Annotated in this window: 19 protein-coding genes; 16 read left to right on the top strand and 3 right to left on the bottom strand. The window is 47.5% G+C overall.

Annotated features, from left to right (window positions below; genetic code table 11):
* The first annotated feature begins 161 nt into the window (after positions 1 to 161).
* On the top strand, positions 162 to 2,411 hold the full coding sequence (locus B9N89_RS03660; RefSeq protein WP_132315250.1) for a hypothetical protein: 2,250 nt from the start codon (positions 162 to 164) through the stop codon (positions 2,409 to 2,411).
* A 29-nt stretch (positions 2,412 to 2,440) separates the two neighbouring features.
* On the opposite strand, the gene B9N89_RS03655 is transcribed toward B9N89_RS03660, so the two are convergent.
* Positions 2,441 to 3,673 (bottom strand): hypothetical protein, encoded by a 1,233-nt coding sequence (locus B9N89_RS03655; RefSeq protein ID WP_132315252.1) that lies wholly within the window; start codon positions 3,671 to 3,673, stop codon positions 2,441 to 2,443.
* Between the two features lie 91 nt (positions 3,674 to 3,764).
* On the opposite strand from B9N89_RS03655, the gene B9N89_RS03650 reads away from it, so the two are divergent.
* The 11 genes from B9N89_RS03650 (at position 3,765) to B9N89_RS03600 (ending at position 11,256) form a co-directional block, all read left to right on the top strand.
* The gene (locus B9N89_RS03650) at positions 3,765 to 4,049 is read left to right on the top strand and encodes a hypothetical protein (RefSeq protein WP_132315254.1); all 285 of its coding nucleotides are present in this window, start codon (positions 3,765 to 3,767) and stop codon (positions 4,047 to 4,049) included.
* A gap of 150 nt (positions 4,050 to 4,199) precedes the next feature.
* A complete protein-coding gene (infC, locus tag B9N89_RS03645) occupies positions 4,200 to 4,685 on the top strand; it encodes a translation initiation factor IF-3 (RefSeq protein ID WP_132315256.1) in 486 nt (161 codons plus the stop codon).
* A gap of 317 nt (positions 4,686 to 5,002) precedes the next feature.
* On the top strand, positions 5,003 to 5,398 hold the full coding sequence (locus tag B9N89_RS03640) for a hypothetical protein (RefSeq protein WP_132315258.1): 396 nt from the start codon (positions 5,003 to 5,005) through the stop codon (positions 5,396 to 5,398).
* A gap of 28 nt (positions 5,399 to 5,426) precedes the next feature.
* Positions 5,427 to 5,972, top strand: coding sequence for a hypothetical protein (locus B9N89_RS03635; protein ID WP_132315260.1), 546 nt, complete (start codon positions 5,427 to 5,429; stop codon positions 5,970 to 5,972).
* A gap of 8 nt (positions 5,973 to 5,980) precedes the next feature.
* Positions 5,981 to 6,931, top strand: coding sequence for a ribose-phosphate diphosphokinase (locus B9N89_RS03630; RefSeq protein WP_132315262.1), 951 nt, complete (start codon positions 5,981 to 5,983; stop codon positions 6,929 to 6,931).
* 185 nt (positions 6,932 to 7,116) lie between these two features.
* Positions 7,117 to 7,899 carry an SDR family oxidoreductase gene (locus tag B9N89_RS03625; RefSeq protein WP_132315264.1) on the top strand — a complete coding sequence of 261 codons (783 nt, stop codon included), beginning with the start codon at positions 7,117 to 7,119 and terminating at the stop codon, positions 7,897 to 7,899.
* Between the two features lie 8 nt (positions 7,900 to 7,907).
* Positions 7,908 to 8,369, top strand: a complete 462-nt coding sequence (locus B9N89_RS03620) for a 3-hydroxyacyl-ACP dehydratase FabZ family protein (protein ID WP_132315266.1) — start codon at positions 7,908 to 7,910, stop codon at positions 8,367 to 8,369.
* A gap of 1 nt (position 8,370) precedes the next feature.
* On the top strand, positions 8,371 to 9,648 hold the full coding sequence (locus B9N89_RS03615) for a beta-ketoacyl-[acyl-carrier-protein] synthase family protein (protein ID WP_132315268.1): 1,278 nt from the start codon (positions 8,371 to 8,373) through the stop codon (positions 9,646 to 9,648).
* Between the two features lie 2 nt (positions 9,649 to 9,650).
* Positions 9,651 to 9,899 (top strand): phosphopantetheine-binding protein, encoded by a 249-nt coding sequence (locus B9N89_RS03610; RefSeq protein ID WP_132315270.1) that lies wholly within the window; start codon positions 9,651 to 9,653, stop codon positions 9,897 to 9,899.
* An 87-nt stretch (positions 9,900 to 9,986) separates the two neighbouring features.
* Entirely contained in the window at positions 9,987 to 10,739 is a 753-nt protein-coding gene (locus B9N89_RS03605; protein WP_132315272.1) for a lysophospholipid acyltransferase family protein, read from the top strand.
* Positions 10,723 to 11,256, top strand: coding sequence for a 4'-phosphopantetheinyl transferase family protein (locus B9N89_RS03600; protein ID WP_159455124.1), 534 nt, complete (start codon positions 10,723 to 10,725; stop codon positions 11,254 to 11,256). The genes B9N89_RS03605 and B9N89_RS03600 overlap by 17 nt, the downstream gene beginning before the upstream one ends.
* On the opposite strand, the gene B9N89_RS03595 is transcribed toward B9N89_RS03600, so the two are convergent.
* Positions 11,168 to 12,115 carry a ChaN family lipoprotein gene (locus tag B9N89_RS03595; protein ID WP_132315276.1) on the bottom strand — a complete coding sequence of 316 codons (948 nt, stop codon included), beginning with the start codon at positions 12,113 to 12,115 and terminating at the stop codon, positions 11,168 to 11,170. The two genes, B9N89_RS03600 and B9N89_RS03595, sit on opposite strands and share 89 nt — an antisense overlap.
* A gap of 167 nt (positions 12,116 to 12,282) precedes the next feature.
* On the opposite strand from B9N89_RS03595, the gene B9N89_RS03590 reads away from it, so the two are divergent.
* Entirely contained in the window at positions 12,283 to 13,038 is a 756-nt protein-coding gene (locus tag B9N89_RS03590) for a DUF481 domain-containing protein (RefSeq protein WP_132315278.1), read from the top strand.
* A 70-nt stretch (positions 13,039 to 13,108) separates the two neighbouring features.
* Here the strand turns inward: B9N89_RS03590 and B9N89_RS03585 are convergent, their stop codons facing one another.
* Positions 13,109 to 14,884 carry a S8 family peptidase gene (locus B9N89_RS03585; protein WP_132315280.1) on the bottom strand — a complete coding sequence of 592 codons (1,776 nt, stop codon included), beginning with the start codon at positions 14,882 to 14,884 and terminating at the stop codon, positions 13,109 to 13,111.
* 237 nt (positions 14,885 to 15,121) lie between these two features.
* Between B9N89_RS03585 and B9N89_RS03580 the strand changes: the two genes are divergently transcribed.
* From B9N89_RS03580 to B9N89_RS03570, 3 genes are all read left to right on the top strand, one after another.
* A complete protein-coding gene (locus B9N89_RS03580) occupies positions 15,122 to 16,594 on the top strand; it encodes a TolC family protein (RefSeq protein ID WP_143478109.1) in 1,473 nt (490 codons plus the stop codon).
* Between the two features lie 82 nt (positions 16,595 to 16,676).
* Positions 16,677 to 19,004 carry a UvrD-helicase domain-containing protein gene (locus tag B9N89_RS03575; protein ID WP_132315284.1) on the top strand — a complete coding sequence of 776 codons (2,328 nt, stop codon included), beginning with the start codon at positions 16,677 to 16,679 and terminating at the stop codon, positions 19,002 to 19,004.
* A complete protein-coding gene (locus tag B9N89_RS03570) occupies positions 18,976 to 19,632 on the top strand; it encodes a DUF3047 domain-containing protein (RefSeq protein ID WP_159455122.1) in 657 nt (218 codons plus the stop codon). The genes B9N89_RS03575 and B9N89_RS03570 overlap by 29 nt, the downstream gene beginning before the upstream one ends.
* Positions 19,633 to 19,945 lie beyond the last annotated feature (313 nt).

Here is a 19,945-nt window from a genome sequence, read left to right as displayed (position 1 = left end):
GGGTAATCTTAACTAAGGTCTGCCCGGAAATAGCTTATTTTGCGCTACATCAAAACAAGGGACGTCACCCGCTTCATGGAAGTGAGTCGCTTTTTCAGGCGCTTGTCTAAGCCATTCCCGGACAGACCCAAACGAAAACCAGAGCCAATGGGAGAATAGTGATGACTGAATCCGCAGAGTTTTTGCAAAATCTCAACCAGGAAACCCGGAGCCTATTCCAAGAACGCCAGGTCATACTTAGCTTTGGAGACTTTCTACAACGCCTCACAGAGCGGCCAAGTGTGTTTATCCGCAATGCTAGCCAGTACCTTTTTGACGTCTTTCAGCATTATGGACCATCGGAAGTGACGACCGACAACCACTACACCCGCTGGAAAATATTTGATATGGGCACGGAGCGAAACATCCCAATTATTGGCTCCGAATCCGTTCAAGACGAGATCCATAAAGTCATCTCGTCCTTCACAAGGCAGGGTTATTCGAACAAACTTATCGTCCTTCACGGCCCAAATGGATCTGCAAAGTCTTCCATTCTCGATTCATTGTCCGATGCTATGAAGTCTTACAGTGAAACTGAAGAAGGTGCTGTTTATCGCTTTAACTGGATCTTTCCCACGGATAAGTCCTTGACTAGCAAGCGCATGGGGACCAGTGGCCCTATTGGGTTCGGCGGCGAGGAGGACAATATCAATCACTCCGAATCTTTCGCTTACCTTGAAGAAGCAAAAATTGCTTCAAAGATTCATTCCGAATTCAAGGAAAATCCGATTTTTCTTATCCCTATGCCACAACGAGAAGCATACCTACGGAAGTGGCTTGCCAAAGAGCAAGAGATTTCTGAAGATCAAGTGGAACTGCCACCACACATTCTCCTACCTGGCTTATCCAAGCGAAACCAGCTTATCATGGAAAATCTCCTTTCCGCTTATGATGGAGATCTAGGCAAAGTCCTTCGCCATGTGCAGGTGGAACGGTTCTTCTTTTCCAAACAGTACCGTGTCGGAGTTGGGACTGTGGAACCTCAGATGTCAATTGATGCTTTGGAAAAACAACTCACTATGGATCGGAATATTGCCAACCTCCCACCAGTATTGCACAATATAAGTTTCCACGAAGTAAGCGGTCCTCTGGTGGAAGCGAATCGTGGCATCCTCGAATTTTCGGATATGCTCAAGCGCCCCATTGAAGCATTCAAGTACCTTCTTTCGACGGTGGAAAAAGGCACTTTGAATTTACCCTCATCAACGGCAAATCTTGATATCATTTTCTTCGCGACAACCAATGAAAAGCACCTCGATGCTTTCAAAACGATACCAGACTTTGCCTCATTCAAATCCCGCTTTGAACTAATCACAGCTCCTTATCTGCTTAAGCCTAGTCAGGAAGTCTTGATTTATACACGAGACTTAGAAGCTATTCGCAAGACCAAGCCCGTTTGCCCACATACCTTAGATTTGCTTTGCCTTTGGGCTGTGATGACAAGGCTCAAGCAGCCAAACCCCGAATACTACGAAAGCAAGTATCGCTCGCTGATATCGAGGCTGGACCCCCGCAGCAAAGTCCGACTCTACGAGAAGAAGGGATTGACAGAAGTGTTCAAACCCCAAGAAGAAACCATGCTGCTTGAACTATTTACTAAGATTCGCGAAGAGTTTGAAAATGTTGTCTCTTACGAAGGCCGATTCGGAGCCTCACCCCGGGAGGTCCGCAGCATCCTTTTCAGAGCGGCTCAAAATAAAAAACACCAAACCCTTACACCGATGACCATCTTCATCGAACTAGAGCGCTTGGTTAAGGACCGAACTGTCTATGAATTTCTACAGTTAGAGCCCCGCGGCAAGTATCACCAGCCTGCCGAGTTCATCAAGTACCTCAAAGAAGATTTCATCAGTCTTTTCGAACAAGAAATTTCTGCCGCCATGACTCTTGTGGATGAGCTTGAGTACACGACCTTGCTCCAAAGGTACATCAGTCATGTGGTAGCCCAGGTGAAGAAAGAGAAAATTTATAACCCCATCACCAAGGCTCATGAGGAGCCATCCGATAAAATAATGAAGGATATCGAGAAGATCATCAAAGTCACTGGAGCTGTTGAGCGCCATAGGGAATCGATCCTCGGTAAGATTGCAGCCTATAAAATCGACAATCCAGCCAAAGATATCGTGGTGGCTGAAATCTTTCACGACTATTTGAAAGCCTTAAAAGATTATTACTTCAAGGAGCGCCAAATCGCAGTGGAAAGCAACTACAAGGTGATGCTTGACCTAGACACCGACAATGCAAAAAACCATAAACCTGATGAAATCGAGCTAGCAAAAACCACATATCAAAACTTAGATGAACGCTTTGGTTATGATCATGTATCAGCCCGAGAAAGCCTTAAATTTCTTCTGTCCCAAAGCAAAAGCTAGAAAAGGGGGCGATCGCCCCTGACAGGTCCTTAAGCTCTTACTAGAATTTTTTGCGCGATCATTTCCAAGATGAACTCCTGGGGGCTCTTCAAGCGACGAAAGCTAGGTGATGACAGAAGCTTCCACGACACGAGCCGTTCATCCTTGAAGGTCTTGAGAACCTCGTATTGATCTGCAGTGATAAAAAGCCGCCAATCGACATTCTTACCTTTGATGCGAGCGATCACATAGTCTTTATCGGGATAAGTTTTTTCCATCTCATCCTGCCGAGGGTTTTCCATAAGCTCGATCTTCTTGTGAAGCTTGAAGACCCCCGCGGGAGCTTTCCAAATCTTGCGGTAAGCTTTTAAAGTAACATCCCAAAGCTCTTCGGGAGCGATCGTTTCACCGTCTTCATCCAAGTCAGTGGGATCGACTTGCTCTTCCAGCTCTTTAGGAACGCTTTTGACCATGGCTCGATCGAACTTACTGGCTTCAAAAATTTCGGTATCGTTTGCAATCTGCCAGAGGAAGTCACGATGGTCGGACACCAGCTTGCCACAAGCCTCGAAAAACTCTAGCTCTTGACCACGCCAATCTCCCCAGAGTACGTCTAAGGCATCCTCATGCCAGCCATGCTCGTCTTTACTAGAGGTTTTGCTAATCTTCTTAGCTAAGCCATTGAGTCTTTTCACATACTGAGCCACATCGAAACCAAGCTGGTCCATGGCCCATTGTGCAATTGCCATCTCTGCCTGTGAGCCCATGGTCTGCACGGCAGTCCAGAAATTTTCACTTTTACCGCCGTGGTCTTTCAAACAAAAGAAAGTGGAGCAAACCGAATTGCGGAACGCATGCACCGTACAAAAACCAGTTTCCTTTTCGAGCATCGGACAAAGTACTTTTTCACTTTTACCAAAGCGATCGTGTTCTAGGTCATCAAGATAATTCACCCATTGCTTCGGCGTTGAGTTCATACCCTCTGGGGTTATCATCCCCTGATCTATAATCGACTTGAGCCGTTCGAGACCTTTCTCAGTTTGTGCCGCTAGGCCGAGCAAGAAGTTTGGAATTCTAGGGTGATAGGTGCAGCAGCGATAGTCGGGTCGATAGCCCTCATACGATGCCTTCGGGCAAGACATACATGTAGCGCGACGCTCTTCCGGGAACTGAAGGCCAAGAAACTCCTTCGGCAGCATGTAGCGCCACACCCCAGGAAAGGTGTGATTACCAAGGAGAAGTGGTTTGCCAATGGGGTCTTCTTCATGAAAAATTTTAGACATGATCACCTATTCACGACATTTGGACATGATAAAAAAAATACTGTAATCTGGTAACGGCTTTTTATCGATTGCGCAATGAAAATGGAGTCCTATGGCAGATAAACTTGACCAAGCCCTCCGCGATATTCAAGCTGAGCTCCCCAGCCCTCGCTTACATCTTAGCAGGGCAGAAAAGGTTGAGCTTATTAAAAAATGGGGCCCCAAAAGAGTTCGTGACATACTGAAGGCAAAAGACACCCTGCCTTACCGGCGCTTGCCATTTATCTTCAATAACGTCGACAGCCAAGATTTGATTGATATTTTAAATAATAATTTCGATGAAGTCTTAAGTGCTTCCGGGAACTTAAAGTGTGATCATCCTAAGGGATTAAAATAGTTAAGGTTAGTTAATCGAGGGAAATATTTAAACTGAAAAGTTAAAAAAATCATAGTTAAGCTTGCGGTCCGTGGGCCGTTGCGGCTATATTTTGGAGAAAATTTCGCTGCTCACAGTGGCGAACGTCAATAGTTTAGGAGAATCATTTTTTTGAAGGTACTAGAACGAGCCGATTTACGATCTATGAGAGACGTCAGATTAGTTGGAGAAGGTTTAAATGACATAGTTCCGGCAATGGACGCATGGCGTAAAGCGGAAGACGAAGGCCTTGACCTTGTGTTAGTGAGCGATCCAGACGCGACTCCTCCTGTGGTTCGCATCCAAGACTTTAAGAAGCTTCAATACGAGAAAAAGAAAAAGCAACGCCAGAACAAGCACAAAGTCGAACTTAAAGAGATCCAACTGAAGGCTAATATCTCCGATCACGACCTCCAGACGAAAGTCAATAACATCGATCGCTTTCTACAACGTGGCGATAAGGTAAAAGTGATTGTCCGTCTAAAGGGTCGCGAGAGAGATAATCCACAGCGTGCTCATGACCTCATTGCTAAGGTGACGGAAACAGTCACGGTAAGCTGCAAAGTGAATAAGCTACCCGGTCCTATTGCGACCGCCATCCTTGAGCCTGCTAAATAACTGCAAATGCCCCTTGCTTCAAAGGGGCTAAATAACTAATATCACTTATTAAAACCCCCTTATTTTTGGTATTTTCTAAAAAAGACGACCTTTCATCTTTGATCTCAAGTCGTTGTAATGTCACTATAGCTTAGTCGGCAAAATGCAAGCATAATGGCCCTAATTCGTCCGTGATACGAGATTACGAGAGCGCACCGAAGTTGAGATAGAACTCGGGTGCATCGCAACACATGGAGTCTTTTTCAATGTGCTTGGTCGCAATCTCGTGATTCTCCAGCAACGGGCAAAATCAATGCACTTTCTAAGGAGGCCACGACATGCAAAACGATGAGAATAAGGCCATCAACGCGATTTGGATGACGGAGTTGAAAGACGCTAATGAAAAGCTGGTACTATATCAGCTTGCCACCAAGCATGACCTAGGAGAACGATACTCCTCCTCATGGAAGAGCTTGGAGCAGTTCATCAGCGACTTCGAAACCAAATGGTGTAGCTTTAAGGAAATCATCGACGGCACTCGCCTCAGTCATGTGAAGGCTGAAAGAACCCTCAATGCTCTGAAATCGCGAAATCTTGTCGAGTCCAAGGAGATTCCTGTTAAACTAAAGAAAAACGACGTTCAGGAAGAGTATCAAACTGTTTATGGAATCACGGCAAAGATTTTCATCGACTTCCAGGATTCGAAGCTGGCTGGTAAAGTCGCATCGGCCTGATGTTCTGCAACGCCTAGCAATCATCCTGTTGCTAGGTCTCCTCATTCCAACTCCTGCCAGGGCATTCTCTAACTTTTTCTCTACTATGATCGGCGGCGGCTTTACCTTCGCGGATAAAAAGGGTCGGGATTTGGAAACCCTGCACAACTACGGAATGCTACGGCTGGCCTTCGATCTGGATCTTGACGTCCCCTTCTTCTGGGCTGTAGACATTGAAAGCTTCCGCATTCAAAGGCGTCAGGATGTACTTCAAGACCACCACCACGGCGAGGGTGGCGGCCTCACTTTGGGGGCAAGACATCGCCCCTATGCCTTTTGGATACAGTATGGTTTAGGGCGGCTCCGCAACTTAAAAAAGCCGGTAGAGAACTTTGAAGACAAAGCCCAGCGCTTCCGTTACCATAGTGCCGCCTTTGGCGTGAGCTATGCAATCTACGAGCGCGAGTACTCCGCCATTGACGTCCAGGCAATGAGCAAGTTGGTGATCACGGAGCGAGGCTGGAAACAAGCCTACGGCTTAAAAAATCTCCGCTTAGCCTCACTTGTGATTTCATTTACCCTACTCGATTTATGAGAACACCTATGAATCCAGATCTACCCATCAAAGTGATAGTGGGAACCTCGAACCCAGGGCTAGGTAAAAAGCTCTGCGAAACTATGAATATCGACCCATGCAAAAGCGAAGTGATTGAATTTAGCGAAGGCAACACCTTCGTTCGAATCCTTGAAAACGTTCGGGGTCGTGATGTCTATATTGTCCAGGGGGTATCCTACCCAGTTGATCGAAACTTTATGGAACTGCTCTTTTGGGTCGACGCTGCCAAGCTCGCATCAGCAGCCCAAGTCACAGCTGTCATACCCTTCTTTAGCTATGCAAAAGCCGATAAGAAAGATGAGCCACGAGTCTCCATTCGAGCCAGAGTCTGTGCCGACGCTCTAGAAGCGGCTGGCGTCGATCGGGTGCTCACCATGGACTTGCATTCGCCACAGATCCAAGGTTTTTTTAAGAGGCCCGTGGACCACATGAACGCTCGCTCGATTATCTGCGAATACATCCAGACTAAAAACCTAGACAACCTAGTGGTAGCTTCCGCAGATGTCGGTTACGGAAAAAATGCCTTTAAATTTTCAGATCGCCTCAAGGTACCCACTGTGATCGGCAACAAGATTCGCGTCGATCACAGTGAAACCGCTCAAGTATGGAATGTGGTGGGGGATGTGAAAGACAAAAATGTACTGATTGTCGATGATATAGTCTTTACTGGCGGATCGTTGATTTCTATGACCGAGGCAGTCAAGGCCATGGGTGCTAAAAAAGTCTATGCAGCAGTCACCCATGGAGTCCTAACTCCCGGTGCTACCAAAAAGATTGATGAAAGCTCCCTGGAAGAGCTTGTGATCACTGACACGGTGGAGTATCGATTCCAAGACTTAAGCCCCAAAGTAAAAGTTTTATCTGTGGCTGGATCTTTTGCAAATGCGATCAAGAGCATTCATGAGTATAAATCGATAAGTAAACTCTTCCCTGAGTAAGTAGGCCTAGCAAGTATTTTGCAAACATTAGTTTTACATAGGCCACTCAAGTACCCATAACTCCGTTTCCCACATTCTTGTTTTGTAAAAGTGTTTTCACAGTCTAGAAAAAATCTAGACTGTGAAGCAATCCCCGTTATATCCCAGAGCCTTGACAATCATCTTTGGACTGAGGGGAAACATAGATGAAACATGATAAATGGACTTTGATTCTCGGTGGATCAAGTGGAATGGGCTTGGCCACTGCAAAGAAACTTGCCAACGATAAAACACCCATTATATTGATCCATCGCGATCGTAAAAGCGCTATGAAGAAGATCCAAGAAGAGTTCGATGCCCTTGCATCGAAGACTTCGTTGATCACCATCAATGCCAATGCCCTAACGGCCGATGGTCGCCAAGGAATTCTCACGAGGATCGCCGATGACATCGGTGATGGTCAGATTCATTGCCTTCTGCACTCGATTGCTCTTGGCAACTTAAGATCTCTGGTACCTTCCGAGGACGAACCACGCCCATTGTCTGATGAAGACTTTGGCCAAACCATCGCCTACATGGGTTATGACATTCTACTATGGGTACAAGATCTCTATTCCCGGGGTATGTTCGCTCCACAAGCCAGCGTTATCGGGCTTAGTTCTGAAGGAAATCAAAAAGCCTGGGCTGGGTACGCAGCAGTATCAGCCGCAAAATGCACGTTAGAGTCGGTATCGCGATCAATCGCCGTGGAGTTTGGTCGGTTTGGAATTCGCAGCAATATTATTCAAGCAGGTATTACCGAAACACCAGCATTGGCATTGATCCCATCCCATCAAGAAATGTTGGAGGATGCACGACAACGGAATCCTCTTGGACGCTTGACTAGACCCGAAGACGTAGCGAATGCAGTCTATTTATTGACAAGGCCGGAAGCTTCTTGGATCAACGGTGCGCTGCTTCATGTTGATGGCGGCGAACATCTTTGCTAGGAGGCCTTATGGAACTACCCAACTCACTACCCGAACTATCAGAAAAAATCCTGAGTCACTTGCCTCAGCAAGAGCCTTTTCGCTTTGTCGATCAATTGACACATATTGATGAAGATGAGATCCACGGTCAGTATCGCTTCAAAAACGACGAATACTTCTATCGTGGCCACTTTCCACATCACCCTGTAACTCCTGGCGTCATTCTCACAGAAGCTATGGCTCAGATTGGTGTTTGCAGTCTATCGATCTACCTGATGCTTCGCAAAGGCAACGATCTGAGCCAAGCCCTGACGACCCTGTTTACGGAATCGAATGTTGAATTTCTTGCAGCTGTAGAACCCGGCGAGTTGATTACTGTGAAGGCTAAAAAAGTCTTTTGGCGTCGCGGTAAGCTGAAGTGCCAATGCGATCTATTTAAAGAGAATGGTCAACTCGCTGCTCAGGGAACCCTAGCCGGAATAGGAGTCTAAGATGGAAGCAAGGCAAGTCGTAGTAACAGGAATGGGTGTGATCACAAGCAACGCCCAAAACACAGTTGAATTTGCTCAGGCTCTGCGTCACGGAACATCAGGCATTCGTCACTTTTCTGAGCTTGAGGAACTCAAGTTTGCCTGCCAGGTGGGAGGACAATGCAATATTCCAGCGGAGCGTCTCCAGGCAGCTATTTCTGAGGCTGATATTAACTCGATGTCACAGGGGATGAAGCTCGCAGCGCTCGCCAGCTTAGAAGCTTTTCAGCAAGCTGGTCTAAGCCCCAAGCCCGAGGACTCTGATGACGTCTACGAGGATACCGGAGCCATGATTGGTACCGGCATTGGAGGGTTGGATGTTTTCGCTGAAGATGTCTACCCAAAGGTCGTCGCAGGCAAAGTGAAGCGCTTAGGCAGTTCCGTAGTTGAACGTATTATGTTTAGTGGTCCTAGCGCGAAAGTCGCAGGCTTACTAGGTTTAGGCAATCAAGTCAGCGCCAATAGTTCGGCCTGCTCCACAGGTACTGAAGCCATCATCATGGGCGCTGAGCGTATTCGCTCTGGTTTGGCTAAAAGAATGCTCGTCGGAGGTGTGGAGGCCGCTCACCCTCAAATCTGGGCTGGCTTCGACAGCATGCGCGTCCTATCGAGAAAGTTTAATGATACTCCAGAACAGGCATCGCGCCCTATGAGCGCTAGCGCCGCAGGCTTTGTTCCAGGCAGTGGTGCTGGGATCTTAGTCATCGAGGATCGAGAGAGTGCTGAGCAGCGTGGTGCAAAAATTTACGGAGAGATACTTGGAACGAGTATCAACTGCGGTGGCATGCGTGCTGGTGGATCAATGACAGCTCCTAGCACAGCGTCGGTGATTCGCTGTATTCGCAGTGCGATGATGGATGCGAACCTAAAGGCCCACGATATCGACTACATTAATGGTCATCTCACGGCGACCATGGCAGATCCATTGGAGCTAGGCAACTGGCAAAAGGCCTTGGAAATCGATCCAGGGCAAATGCCTTGGATCAATAGTACGAAATCTTTGATTGGTCACTGCCTAGGAGCTGCTGGCGCCATTGAATCCGTAGCCACCCTACTCCAACTCAATCAAGGCTTTATTCATGGCTCGATCAACTGCGAGGATATTCACCCAGATATCGCTCCTTTTGCAGAGCGTATTGTTCAATCCACTCAAGATAAAACCATTACGACAGCCGCCAAAGCTAGTTTCGGCTTTGGCGATGTCAACAGCTGTATTATTTTCAAGCATGGGAGATGCTAAACATGGAAAACCAAAAGATCTATGACGACGTTGTTAAAATTATCAGCAAGCACGCTAAGAACCAGGAAGCTCTCGCCAGCCTGAATCAAGACACTCACATCTTAAACGACCTTCAGGTGAACTCCGCTCGCCTTGTCGACATCATTCTTGACTTCGAAGATGCCTTCGACCTAGAGATCGAAGATGACGATGCAGATGAAATCAACACCATTGGCGATGCTGTTCAACTTGTACAAAAGCTTGTTCATTAATTTTCTTACTGCTTAATAGGCCTAGGTGATTCCCCTTCTTAATCTGTCTCTGATTGAGTGATCACCTAGGCTTTCTTTGGAGTTGGCATGGTTTTAATCTCCCCTCTGACTCGCTGGTCTATACGCTTGCAACAGGTTCTCAGTTTCCTCTGCATGATTTGGCTTGCTCCTATCGTAATATTTTACCTCAAGTTTTACCGTAAACATCGCATCCGAGACCTAAATGAATTCAGGAAAGATGTTCGAGACAAGATAAAAGCCGCCGCGAACCGTCCGATTATTATCGCAGCCAATCACCTGACAGCTATTGACTCCTTCATTATCAACTGGGCATTAATGCCGTGGCCTCACTACCTCTGGTACTTTCATCGCTTTCCATGGAACGTCCCCGAGTACGCAAACTTCGGCCATAATCCCTTCCTTCGCCTACTCTGCTATCTGGGGAAGTGCTGCTTTATCAAACGCAATGGCAGCAAACGGCACAAGGCTCGGGTGATGTCTCGGCTTCAATTTCTCGGTATGGAAGGTGAAAGCATCTGTATCTTCCCCGAAGGTGGACGATCACGAACTGGCCGAGTGGATCGGGATGCAGCGACCTACGGCGTTGGTGAGATTTTAGAAGAAATTGGTAATGCCGTAGTATGGTGTATCTACTTGCGCGGAGACTCTCAAGAAAGCTACTCTTGGCTGCCAAAGAAACAAGAGACCTTCACGATTAAACTTAAGGCCTTGGAGCCTCATTCACAGCATCGAGGCAGGCGAGCAGCCCGAGATAAGACTCTGCAGATATTCGATCAACTTACAAAGTTAGAGCAGGATTATTTTGATCATCGGCAATGACATCATCGACTTAACTGAGCCACCTCCTCATCCAAGGTTCTTTCAGAGAATTACTAGTGAGAGAGAAAAGCGATACTTTTCAGATTCAGTTCTGATGTGTCATCAGCTTTGGGCGGCAAAAGAAGCAGCTTTTAAGGCTATCCGACAGCAAAGGACCATTAATTTTATCCCTGCCGCCTTCCAGGTGAACTCAAAGTTGAACAAGATTCGTTTTGAAGATATTGAGCTTGGCTTGCACTACGAGCAAGATCAAAACTTTCTGCATTGCCTTGCCATGCCCGCCTCATGCGCAGGCACCTATCGTATTTCGTCAAGCTCTCCATCCCCAGCAGCGGCCGTCCGCCAAACTCTGATCGACTTATGGAGCGACCTTGGAAACAAACCAATCACAGTCGAGCAGATCCAAAAGAAGAACGGCGTGCCACAGATCATTGCCGGGGGGTCTTCCCGTGGGATTTCCCTAACCCATCATGGCTCTTATGTTGCAGCGGCGATTTTGGCTTTGCCCCCTTCTTAAACGATTTTTCCAGACTCTTTTTAAACTTCATACAGGGGTCCTCGTGATCCACAGCTTCAGTCACTAGGATACGATCAAAATTTGGCTCTTGACCCAATCCTTGCCCTCGCTCCTGCAATTGAATCGAGAGAATGCGAAGCTTGGGGTCGCGATACTTCAAGTAATAGGGGACACCAAAGTCACGACGGCCATGGCCTGCCCCGATAATATAAACAGCAACCTTCCCTGCTTGGCGATGCTCAAAATACCTTTTAGCCATAAAGGCATCTTTATATCGTTGCAATGGCATCATAAAGCCCGCTGATTTCTCGTCCAAGTAACCACAGTGGGCCTTGACAATAGTCCTGAGTAGATCTTGGTGGGCTTGATCAGGTAGCGGAACGGTGAGTCCTACTGATTTTTTTTCATCTTCGTTGAGATAGCCCGGATCCTGCTTCTTATAAAACGCTTTCAACTGATGCCTTGGAATCCCTACTCCATAAACAGGGGGCTTTTCAGCTGCAATCACATCGAATAATGATTGAAAAACGCTATACGAGGGCCAACCACTGGTTTTCCAATTCAGTTTCTCAGGCCAAACTTCGGCTGACTCTTTAACTAGAATCATCTCTTGGGAAGGAAACAGGTGCTCCATATACACCCCCTGCAAGCGACCCTGCCGACTCAGCTCTTTGATAAACTGGGCCTGGATGCGGTGATGCTCAGGGTTGTCATGCTTTTCTCCTAAGATCACAACATCAGTCAAAAGAGCTTCCTTAAGAAGTCTCTCGATATCTTCACCTTGGGAAAGGGAACTGTGCTGGCAGGCGCTCATCAACACCAGAAGAAGAGCAAATATTGGTGCAATAAAATACATCATGACCTCGCTGTTTACATCAAAGGAACGGTACGCTAGTCTATGCCACTTTCAGAGTATTCCATAGGGAGCTACACGGATATAACTTTTTCGGCGCTATTCGAAATGGGATATGAAGATCGTCAGAACATGACAAAACATAAACTTTCGAATTTCAATCAGGATAGACCATGCTACGATTTCTTACTCTATTTTGGGGACTCCTCACCTTAACACCCTGCTATGGAAAAATTGTCGATGTCTCCGTAGAGACAACGAAAAAAACCAGTCAAGGGCTCAACCTTGTCGCTAAGGCCAGCTTTGAATCAACCAGCGGCAACACGGATCGAGAAGCCCAAGAAGGCAGTCTATCAGCTCGTTACGGATGGCAAGATCACGAAGTCCTCGCCATGTACAGTTCGGAATGGGGTGTTCTCGATGGCAAGAAATACGAGGACAATAAATTTTATCACCTTCGCTATCGCTATCACATTCTTCCATGGCTCGACTGGGAACTGTTTGCTCAAACTGATAGCGATGAGTTTCGCGGTTTGTCACAAAGAAGACTTTATGGCACAGGCCCCCGCTTCGGCTATGAAGGCGATATGTACCAAGCCTATTTTGGGCTCCTTTATATGAAAGAGAGTGAGGAATACTTGGATCGGGTTGAGATCGATCGTGATCAAGATAATGATCGCCTTTCAAGCTACCTATCTTTGAAGGCGAAGTGGGACGATAGGCTAACGTTTTTCTCGACAACCTACTATCAGCCACTGATTGAAGATCAGGACGACTATCGCCTAGCATCCAACAATGGCATCAATATAGCTATTTCAGATATGCTGAGCTATGAGGTCACGTTAAAGATTCTTTTCGATTCTAATCCACCATCAGGGATTGAACGCCAGGACCGCACCTTGAAGAACGGCCTTACCTTTCAATTCTAAATTCCGCAATCGCAAAAAAAGGGCGCCCCTAGTGGAGCGCCCTCGTTACTGATTAGCAGTTCTTGAGTCGTTATCGATCAAGTCCTTTAAGTAGTACTTGTTGGGTTCCTAAGCGACGTCCGTAAGAGTCCTTTGCCTCAGCAACCAAATACTTGGTTCCATATAGGACGTAAGTAGACTCAGTGGTAACAACATCACCAGAGTTACCTAGGTTTTCCCGACCAAGGCTTGTGAAACTGCGCGGGAACCACTCATTACCGGTAATCCAGTAAAGGTAGATACGAGCTGTATTTTCAGGCCAGCCAGCGACCTGAATCCGCAACCCACTGGCACTGATCGTCTGGCCATCTTGCAAACCAACAAATCGGAAACCTTCCCCTGGAGTGGGGGCTGGCTCTTCAGGATCACTACCATTGTCATCTCCTGAACCAGGTTCCATTGGGTTTGTCGGTGCCGGAGTACCAGTGTCATCGCTAGGGAAACGCTCTTGAAGGGCTGCAACCAAAGCATTGGCATCCACAAGACCAGCAGTCGCAATTTCACTGCTACCAAAAGTGCCGCGCTTGTTGGCTGTCTTGGCCAAAATCGGCATCAATTCGCTGTGGAATAGATACTCACTACCTTTTGATCGCACTTCAGAAAGCGCTAGGGCGTAGGCACCAACAGCAATCGGCGTCGCCATTGACGTTCCACTCAAGTACTTGTAGCTCGATCCTGGGTAAGTTGAGAGAGTCTGCTCACCAGGAGCCGCGATATCGATCAAATCCCCGTATACGGAAAAGTTTGTCAAGCGATCACGTTGGTTGGTTGCACCGACCGCAATCACGTTGTCATAACTCGCAGGGTAACTGTAAATGTAACCGTTGCGCGTCGAGCTACCGTTACGGAAACCATCGTTACCTGCAGCGGCAAATACGATCACCCCTTGCTCAGCTAAGTTTTCGTAAAGGCTTTTCTTATGGCTAGACTTGGATCGGTACGCGTATGAGTTGCTACCAAGTGAAAGGTTGATAATGTCAGCGCCTTTGGCAGCAGCCCACTGAATGCCCCGATCGATTTCAATGGAGCTACCTGTACCGTTGCTACCCATAACTCGGATAGGCATGATCAAGACATTTTTACAGCTAGCCACCCCTGTGATGCCTTTGCCGTTGTTACCAGTGGCAGCAATCAATCCAGCCACGTGAGTTCCGTGACCATTGCTATCATCCCAGTTGTTATCTGGATTTCGGTACGAACCCTTGCCAACAAAGTTAGCACCAATCACTTGACCATCGCCATCACGATAGAAACGATCCACGAGATCGGGGTGGTTGAACTGAACACCGGAGTCAACGACCGCAACAACAACGGGTTTTCCTTGCTTGGAACTGACATCACAAGCTTCGTTACGTCTGATATTTGTATGATAATATTGACGAGACTTGTACGGATCGTTTTCCGAAAGGCTCGCTTTGAGAACCGCTTCAGCTTCCGCCGTTTGGACTTCATCAAGGCTGAGCATCTGAGTTAGCAGCTGATCCGTTTGCTCTTGACTTAGATTACAGTCGTTAAATTTAATATGAAACGAGTTGTTGAGTGTGATGGGTAGCGCCCTTTCTTGGTGCTCCCAAAGAATCTCTGTAGGACCTTCAAGGCTACAGCCCATACTCGATGCTATCGGTGTAAGAGCAGCTTTCAGCGCTTCTTTTTTATCACCTTCGACAGTATCAATAGACTCTACCATGAAGCTTCCTGAAACAACCTCTTCAGGAATCACCCTTTCATCAATTTTCTCTTCTTGTTGGCAAGCTAAGCCTGAGAGGAGCCCCAGACTAAGGACGAGATACCTTTTTCGCAAATTCATAACAATCTCCACAATTTCCACAGTTATCAACTACCACGCCATATAGGCAGTTGGATCCTAGCCAAAATCTTACAGGGATGACAGTGCTATTTCAAAATGGCATAATTTACGGTCATTTGTGGGCCCATTCTCAGCTTTAGCAGATGCTTGCTTTGTAGTGGAGAGGGAAGCCACTTAACGATAGACTAGTTCCTTAGATTTCTGTTTCATCGTGGTGCGCTCCAGAGGGAATTCTCATTGAAATACCTTATTTTATTCATGTTATTGGTATGGGGCGATTTCGCTCTTTCTGTCACCCTAAGTCTACAAGAGGCTCTCAAACTTGCCCGAGAGCATTCGTCGCTGCCGGAAAAGTACCTGAGCCAGCGACAGGCATTCATCGCCCAAGGCAATCGAGCCAACCAAGCCTTTGATACAAGATTGTCATTCACTTATCAGCAGATTGAAGATGACGGCGAACTTAGCTCTCCTAGCAATGGTGAATCACGCACACGATTCAGCCGTGAGTTCAAAGCATCGAAACTGCTACCAACTGGCACCTATATCGAGCTTGGAACCCAATGGGATCAGCAAAAGGTTCGCTACAGTGTCGATCCCGCAAGTATTAATCCGATCTTTGCACCTACCTACAATCCTGAGCATCAGGTTCTTTATGGAGTCACCATCCGGCAAAGCCTTTGGAAAAATCTATGGAGTCGACTTGTTAAACTACAACAGCAGGTGGGTATCGACCAATCAATCACACCAAGCTATCGCCTAGAGATTGAACAACAATCTCGTCAGGGCTTAGTTGAAAGCTACTACTGGCAGTTGGTTGCTCTCAATCAGCAAAAAAGTGTGGCTGAGAAGCTTGTCAAAGAATCTCGGAAATTTGTCCGAGCGATGAAACGAAGAAAAACGATCGGTCGAGCGGATGAGGTGGACGTCGCATCTGCCGAGGCGGCCTTTGTCAATCATGAAGGTCTGTTACTGAATATCGATATCCATCAAACTCAGATTCAATCTCACCTTGCTCACCTCCTTTATGGAGTCGGACACAGGGGTCAACGAATAAGAGTACCCGCGCGATTACCTTCCAACCCCAGGAATCAACTTCCTTATAGAAGTGCCAGCCAAGCCTTAAAACAGCTTGCTGAGCATCGCCTGGATATAAAAATGGTACGTCGGCTTCAAGATGCCAGTCATGCTAAAATCGATCTTGCTGAAGAATCCCTAAAACCGGAGTTGGACTTATTTGCCTCGTACCATAAGCGTGGAATTGCAGGAGAGGGTGACAAGGCACTTGAGGATGCGGACAACGGTGATATTGCCATCGTTGGCCTAAGCGTAACTTGGAACATCGAAAATAAAGGGGCCGAACAAGATCGCGTGGCCGCAGATTACGAGCGCCGCCAATGGCAAGCGGAAGAACAGGTTATTTACAACGGGGTCGCTCGGGAGCTTGAGGTGGCCTATAAGGCTCTCGCTGGAACAGCTCGGCAACTAAGACTGAAATCCAACCAAATTCAGAGCCTCACGCGACAAAGAAATGCCGAACAGGAAAAGCTAAGCCAGGCACGCAGTGATGATGTGGCTGTGTTCCGCTACCAGATAGAGATCCAGATGGCTGAGCTTGAAAAGATTGACGCTCTCGCAAGTAAGATGACATACCTATCACAGATCCGTACGCTCCTGCATAGTTACCCAATAACTGCACTGGTTTTGAAATAACGGCCAGCTATTGTATTTTACAAGCGGGTCCGGTAGGTTGGCCTGCTTAGTTTTGGTCTAAATTGTCGCAAGGGGCGAAATCGTGGAAGGCTCAGGAAAACTATCAGAAAAAGATCATGCCATTATTGCTGAGGAAGAATCTCTGCTTCAGCAAGTCCAAGATGGGATTAAAACAACGATCGAAAAGCGTAAGATCAACATGAACCTGATCGCCAAGCGACTGGAAGCCTTGCGAGATGAGGCTTCGACTGCGAAAACAGCAGACTTACCAGCTCTTTTCGATCAGATGAATACCCAAAGAGCCCTGATTGAACGAAGCCCCGATGATGCACTACCGGAGCGCTTGTCCCCATACTTTGCCCATATGCAGCTAGAGGAACAGGGTCGCAAGCGAGATGTCTTGCTTGGCCATATTACATTCCTTGATACCGCCAAAGCTCCAGTGATTGATTGGCGTCACGCCCCGGTTTCAAGAATCTTTTTTAACTACCGCGAAGGTGAAGAGTATGAAGAAGAGCTACCCGGCCGCCTCGCTGAAGGTGTCGTAACAGCCCGCCGCATTGTGACTGTAGAGCGGGGTGAGCTTGTTCATATTATTACCCCAGAGCGCAGCTATACCAAGGACGACCAGAACAATTGGATTGTTGACAATCGCCATGCCTTGCCAAGCCTTATGGGCGGTGCGGGAACTGCCAGTCGCAGCACATCGATTGGCACAGGGCAGTCTGGGTCACCAAGCCCAGATATCGCGGCCCTTCTCGATCCAGAACAATATCGCCTCCTCAACTCCGCCGTGGATGATCCTCTCTTGATTCTAGGAGGTGCCGGTTGCGGTAAGACCACGGTCGCCCTTCATCGGATGGCTTACCTAAATTACTTGGATAAAAAACGCTTTGCCCAGAACCGCATGATCGTGATTGTGCCAGAACCAGGACTCGTTCATCTATCCGGCAAACTTCTCCGAAGCCTTCACCTGAATCAAGTCCAGATCACAACCTTCGAACAATGGATATCTCAGCAGGCGCGACAGCTGATCAAGAGCTTGCCCAAGCGGGTTTATAAGTGGACACCGGGCAATGTGATCCGGTTCAAAAGGCATCCAGCAGTACGAGTAGCCTTTGAGGAGCTGGTAAGGCAACAAGTCGATGAGTTGGTGAAGACCTTCGAGAAAAAGCTGCCTGGTAGCGATGCTGCTGCAAAGCTCCTGCAAAAGCGCACGGATCTAGCACTTCTTGAGCGGCTTGAGCTTGCGGAAAAAGAATACATCCAGTCGCTTCCTGGCCAGGATAGCAAGTCCAAGCAGCAACGAATCGCTGTGGTGAAGAAGTTTTTCCAGGAAACTCGCAAGAACTTATTAAACGTCGCCAATGATCGTATCGACCTGTTTTCTAATCGAGAGATGCTTGAATGGATCGTCAAACATTCTGATGGTCAGCTCAGCGAGGGGATGATCGATCAGGTGTTGAGCCACTCCCTTGAACAGTTCAACAAATCGAGCCAGCAGCGATACAGCAACATTGATGCAAGCAAGCTGGAAACCATCGACGGCAAGTCTCTTGCCGAAGAAGATGCCGATGAACTCGCTGGTACTATCGATAGCGAGGATTTTGCGGTTCTTCTTGAGCTGCACTTTTTTAAAGCTGGCCGAGCAAGCACGGGCAAAGGCCGCTTGAAACAATATACCCATATGGTCATTGATGAAGCTCAGGATCTGGCGCCTATGGAGCGCAATGTATTAGGTCGCACCCTGCACCCCGATGCAGCTATCACCATTGCCGGGGACTCCGCCCAGCAAATTGATCCATCAACGTCTTTTGACTCCTGGGAAACCGTACTCGATGAGTTAGGGGTCACCCGGGTTTCAGCAAACCATCTGACAACCACATATCGTTCCAGTGCTCCCATTGCAGCATTCGCCCATAAGGTGCTCGGCCCCATTGCACCACGTACCGCACCAACTGCGATCAAAGACGGAGCTCCAGTATCGTTTTCCAACTTCAAAAACGATGGCCAGATGTCTCTCATGCTCAATGAGGCTCTCACAGATCTTATACTCAACGAACCCCATGCCAGTGTTGCAATTATTGCCAAAGAGATTGAAACAGCGAAAAAGCTCTACGATGTGCTCAGGGATGTGCCAAAAGTTCGGTTTGTTCCCGACGGTGATTTTGAATTCCGCCCAGGGATCGAGATTACCGATGCTAGCCAAGTCAAGGGCCTCGAATTTGATTATGTAATTGTTCCCGATGCTAGCTATAATGTCTATCGCGACAAGCCAGAAGATCGCCGCCTGCTGCATGTAGCCGCGACTCGCGCGATTCACCAGCTTTGGGTGATCTCTCAGGTGAAACCCTCACCAATTATCGAAGGAGATGAATTCCATGATCAACCGGCTTCTGCTCCTGGCTAAGCTAAGCCTCTGTATCTTGCCAGGCTCCGCCCTGGCAAGTACCCCAACTATGACACTCTCCCCAAGTGAATTCGAGCATATTACCTTCGACGATATACCCCCTACAAAGTATCGACTTGAAAAGCCTGATACTTTGGTGGCAGAGGTCAAACAGTCGTCATCGATCTTACTGAAGCCCTTTGCGAAGGTGCAATCCATTCAGAAAGTGCAAGTTCTTTGGCAGAGTTCAGGTCAACTTAAACTTAAAGATACATCTCACGAGAAAAAGAAATCAGGCGATGACGCTCTATTTCGTATCGGCTTGATTCTTTCTGGTGAGGCACCCATGGTGCCTTTTTTCGCTCCAGCATGGGTGAAGAAGTCCCGCGATGTCCTAAAACTAGCTTCCGATCGAATGCTATATCTGGTGGTCGGCTCCCCGTCTGCTCCTGGCAGCCGTTGGGAAAGCCCTTATTCATCTAGCATCGAATCGTTGGTAATGGAGTCTAAGCCCAGTGCCGAAGGCTGGCAAGCTGCCGAGGTAAGTTTCGAAAAACCCCTAAAGGTAGTCGGCCTGTGGCTGTTCGCCGACGGAGATGATACCAAAAGTGAGTTTACAAGTAGATTGAAGGATCTCAAGCTTCACTAGAGACACGAGTTTAGTCAGCGGTGTGAGTGCCTTGTCTTGGTCAGGTGGGTTGTGACTCACTGTAGTTTGGCGTCGTCACCAAGTGGGAGGTACTATCAGGAAGTAACCCTAACCAAGACAAGAAACCCACGAGCTATAATTGATAGCCTATGGGGGAAGCCTGCAAGGCTCTTACCAGAGGTAAGATTTGATAAACAACTAAAATAATTAATAAGTTCCTGCCCAAATCAGGCCCCCGAACGCCCAAGTATTCATTTGTGTCTCAAAACTAAACAATTTTCTTAGATTTGCCACTGTTATGGACTGTTGAGCT

The sequence above is a fragment of the Pseudobacteriovorax antillogorgiicola genome (assembly GCF_900177345.1).
Lineage (GTDB): Bacteria > Bdellovibrionota_B > Oligoflexia > Oligoflexales > Oligoflexaceae > Pseudobacteriovorax > Pseudobacteriovorax antillogorgiicola.
This window is presented reverse-complemented; position numbering and strand designations above follow the sequence as displayed.

Coding starts and splice junctions, on each gene's coding strand:
- B9N89_RS03585 (WP_132315280.1), bottom strand. CDS start 14,884: ATGAATTTGCGAAAAAGGTATCTCGTCCTTAGTCTGGGGCTCCTCTCA.
- B9N89_RS03610 (WP_132315270.1), top strand. CDS start 9,651: ATGGAAAACCAAAAGATCTATGACGACGTTGTTAAAATTATCAGCAAG.
- B9N89_RS03620 (WP_132315266.1), top strand. CDS start 7,908: ATGGAACTACCCAACTCACTACCCGAACTATCAGAAAAAATCCTGAGT.
- B9N89_RS03570 (WP_159455122.1), top strand. CDS start 18,976: ATGATCAACCGGCTTCTGCTCCTGGCTAAGCTAAGCCTCTGTATCTTG.
- B9N89_RS03655 (WP_132315252.1), bottom strand. CDS start 3,673: ATGTCTAAAATTTTTCATGAAGAAGACCCCATTGGCAAACCACTTCTC.
- B9N89_RS03625 (WP_132315264.1), top strand. CDS start 7,117: ATGAAACATGATAAATGGACTTTGATTCTCGGTGGATCAAGTGGAATG.
- B9N89_RS03590 (WP_132315278.1), top strand. CDS start 12,283: ATGCTACGATTTCTTACTCTATTTTGGGGACTCCTCACCTTAACACCC.
- B9N89_RS03615 (WP_132315268.1), top strand. CDS start 8,371: ATGGAAGCAAGGCAAGTCGTAGTAACAGGAATGGGTGTGATCACAAGC.
- B9N89_RS03595 (WP_132315276.1), bottom strand. CDS start 12,115: ATGATGTATTTTATTGCACCAATATTTGCTCTTCTTCTGGTGTTGATG.
- B9N89_RS03605 (WP_132315272.1), top strand. CDS start 9,987: ATGGTTTTAATCTCCCCTCTGACTCGCTGGTCTATACGCTTGCAACAG.
- B9N89_RS03650 (WP_132315254.1), top strand. CDS start 3,765: ATGGCAGATAAACTTGACCAAGCCCTCCGCGATATTCAAGCTGAGCTC.
- B9N89_RS03660 (WP_132315250.1), top strand. CDS start 162: ATGACTGAATCCGCAGAGTTTTTGCAAAATCTCAACCAGGAAACCCGG.
- B9N89_RS03640 (WP_132315258.1), top strand. CDS start 5,003: ATGCAAAACGATGAGAATAAGGCCATCAACGCGATTTGGATGACGGAG.
- B9N89_RS03630 (WP_132315262.1), top strand. CDS start 5,981: ATGAATCCAGATCTACCCATCAAAGTGATAGTGGGAACCTCGAACCCA.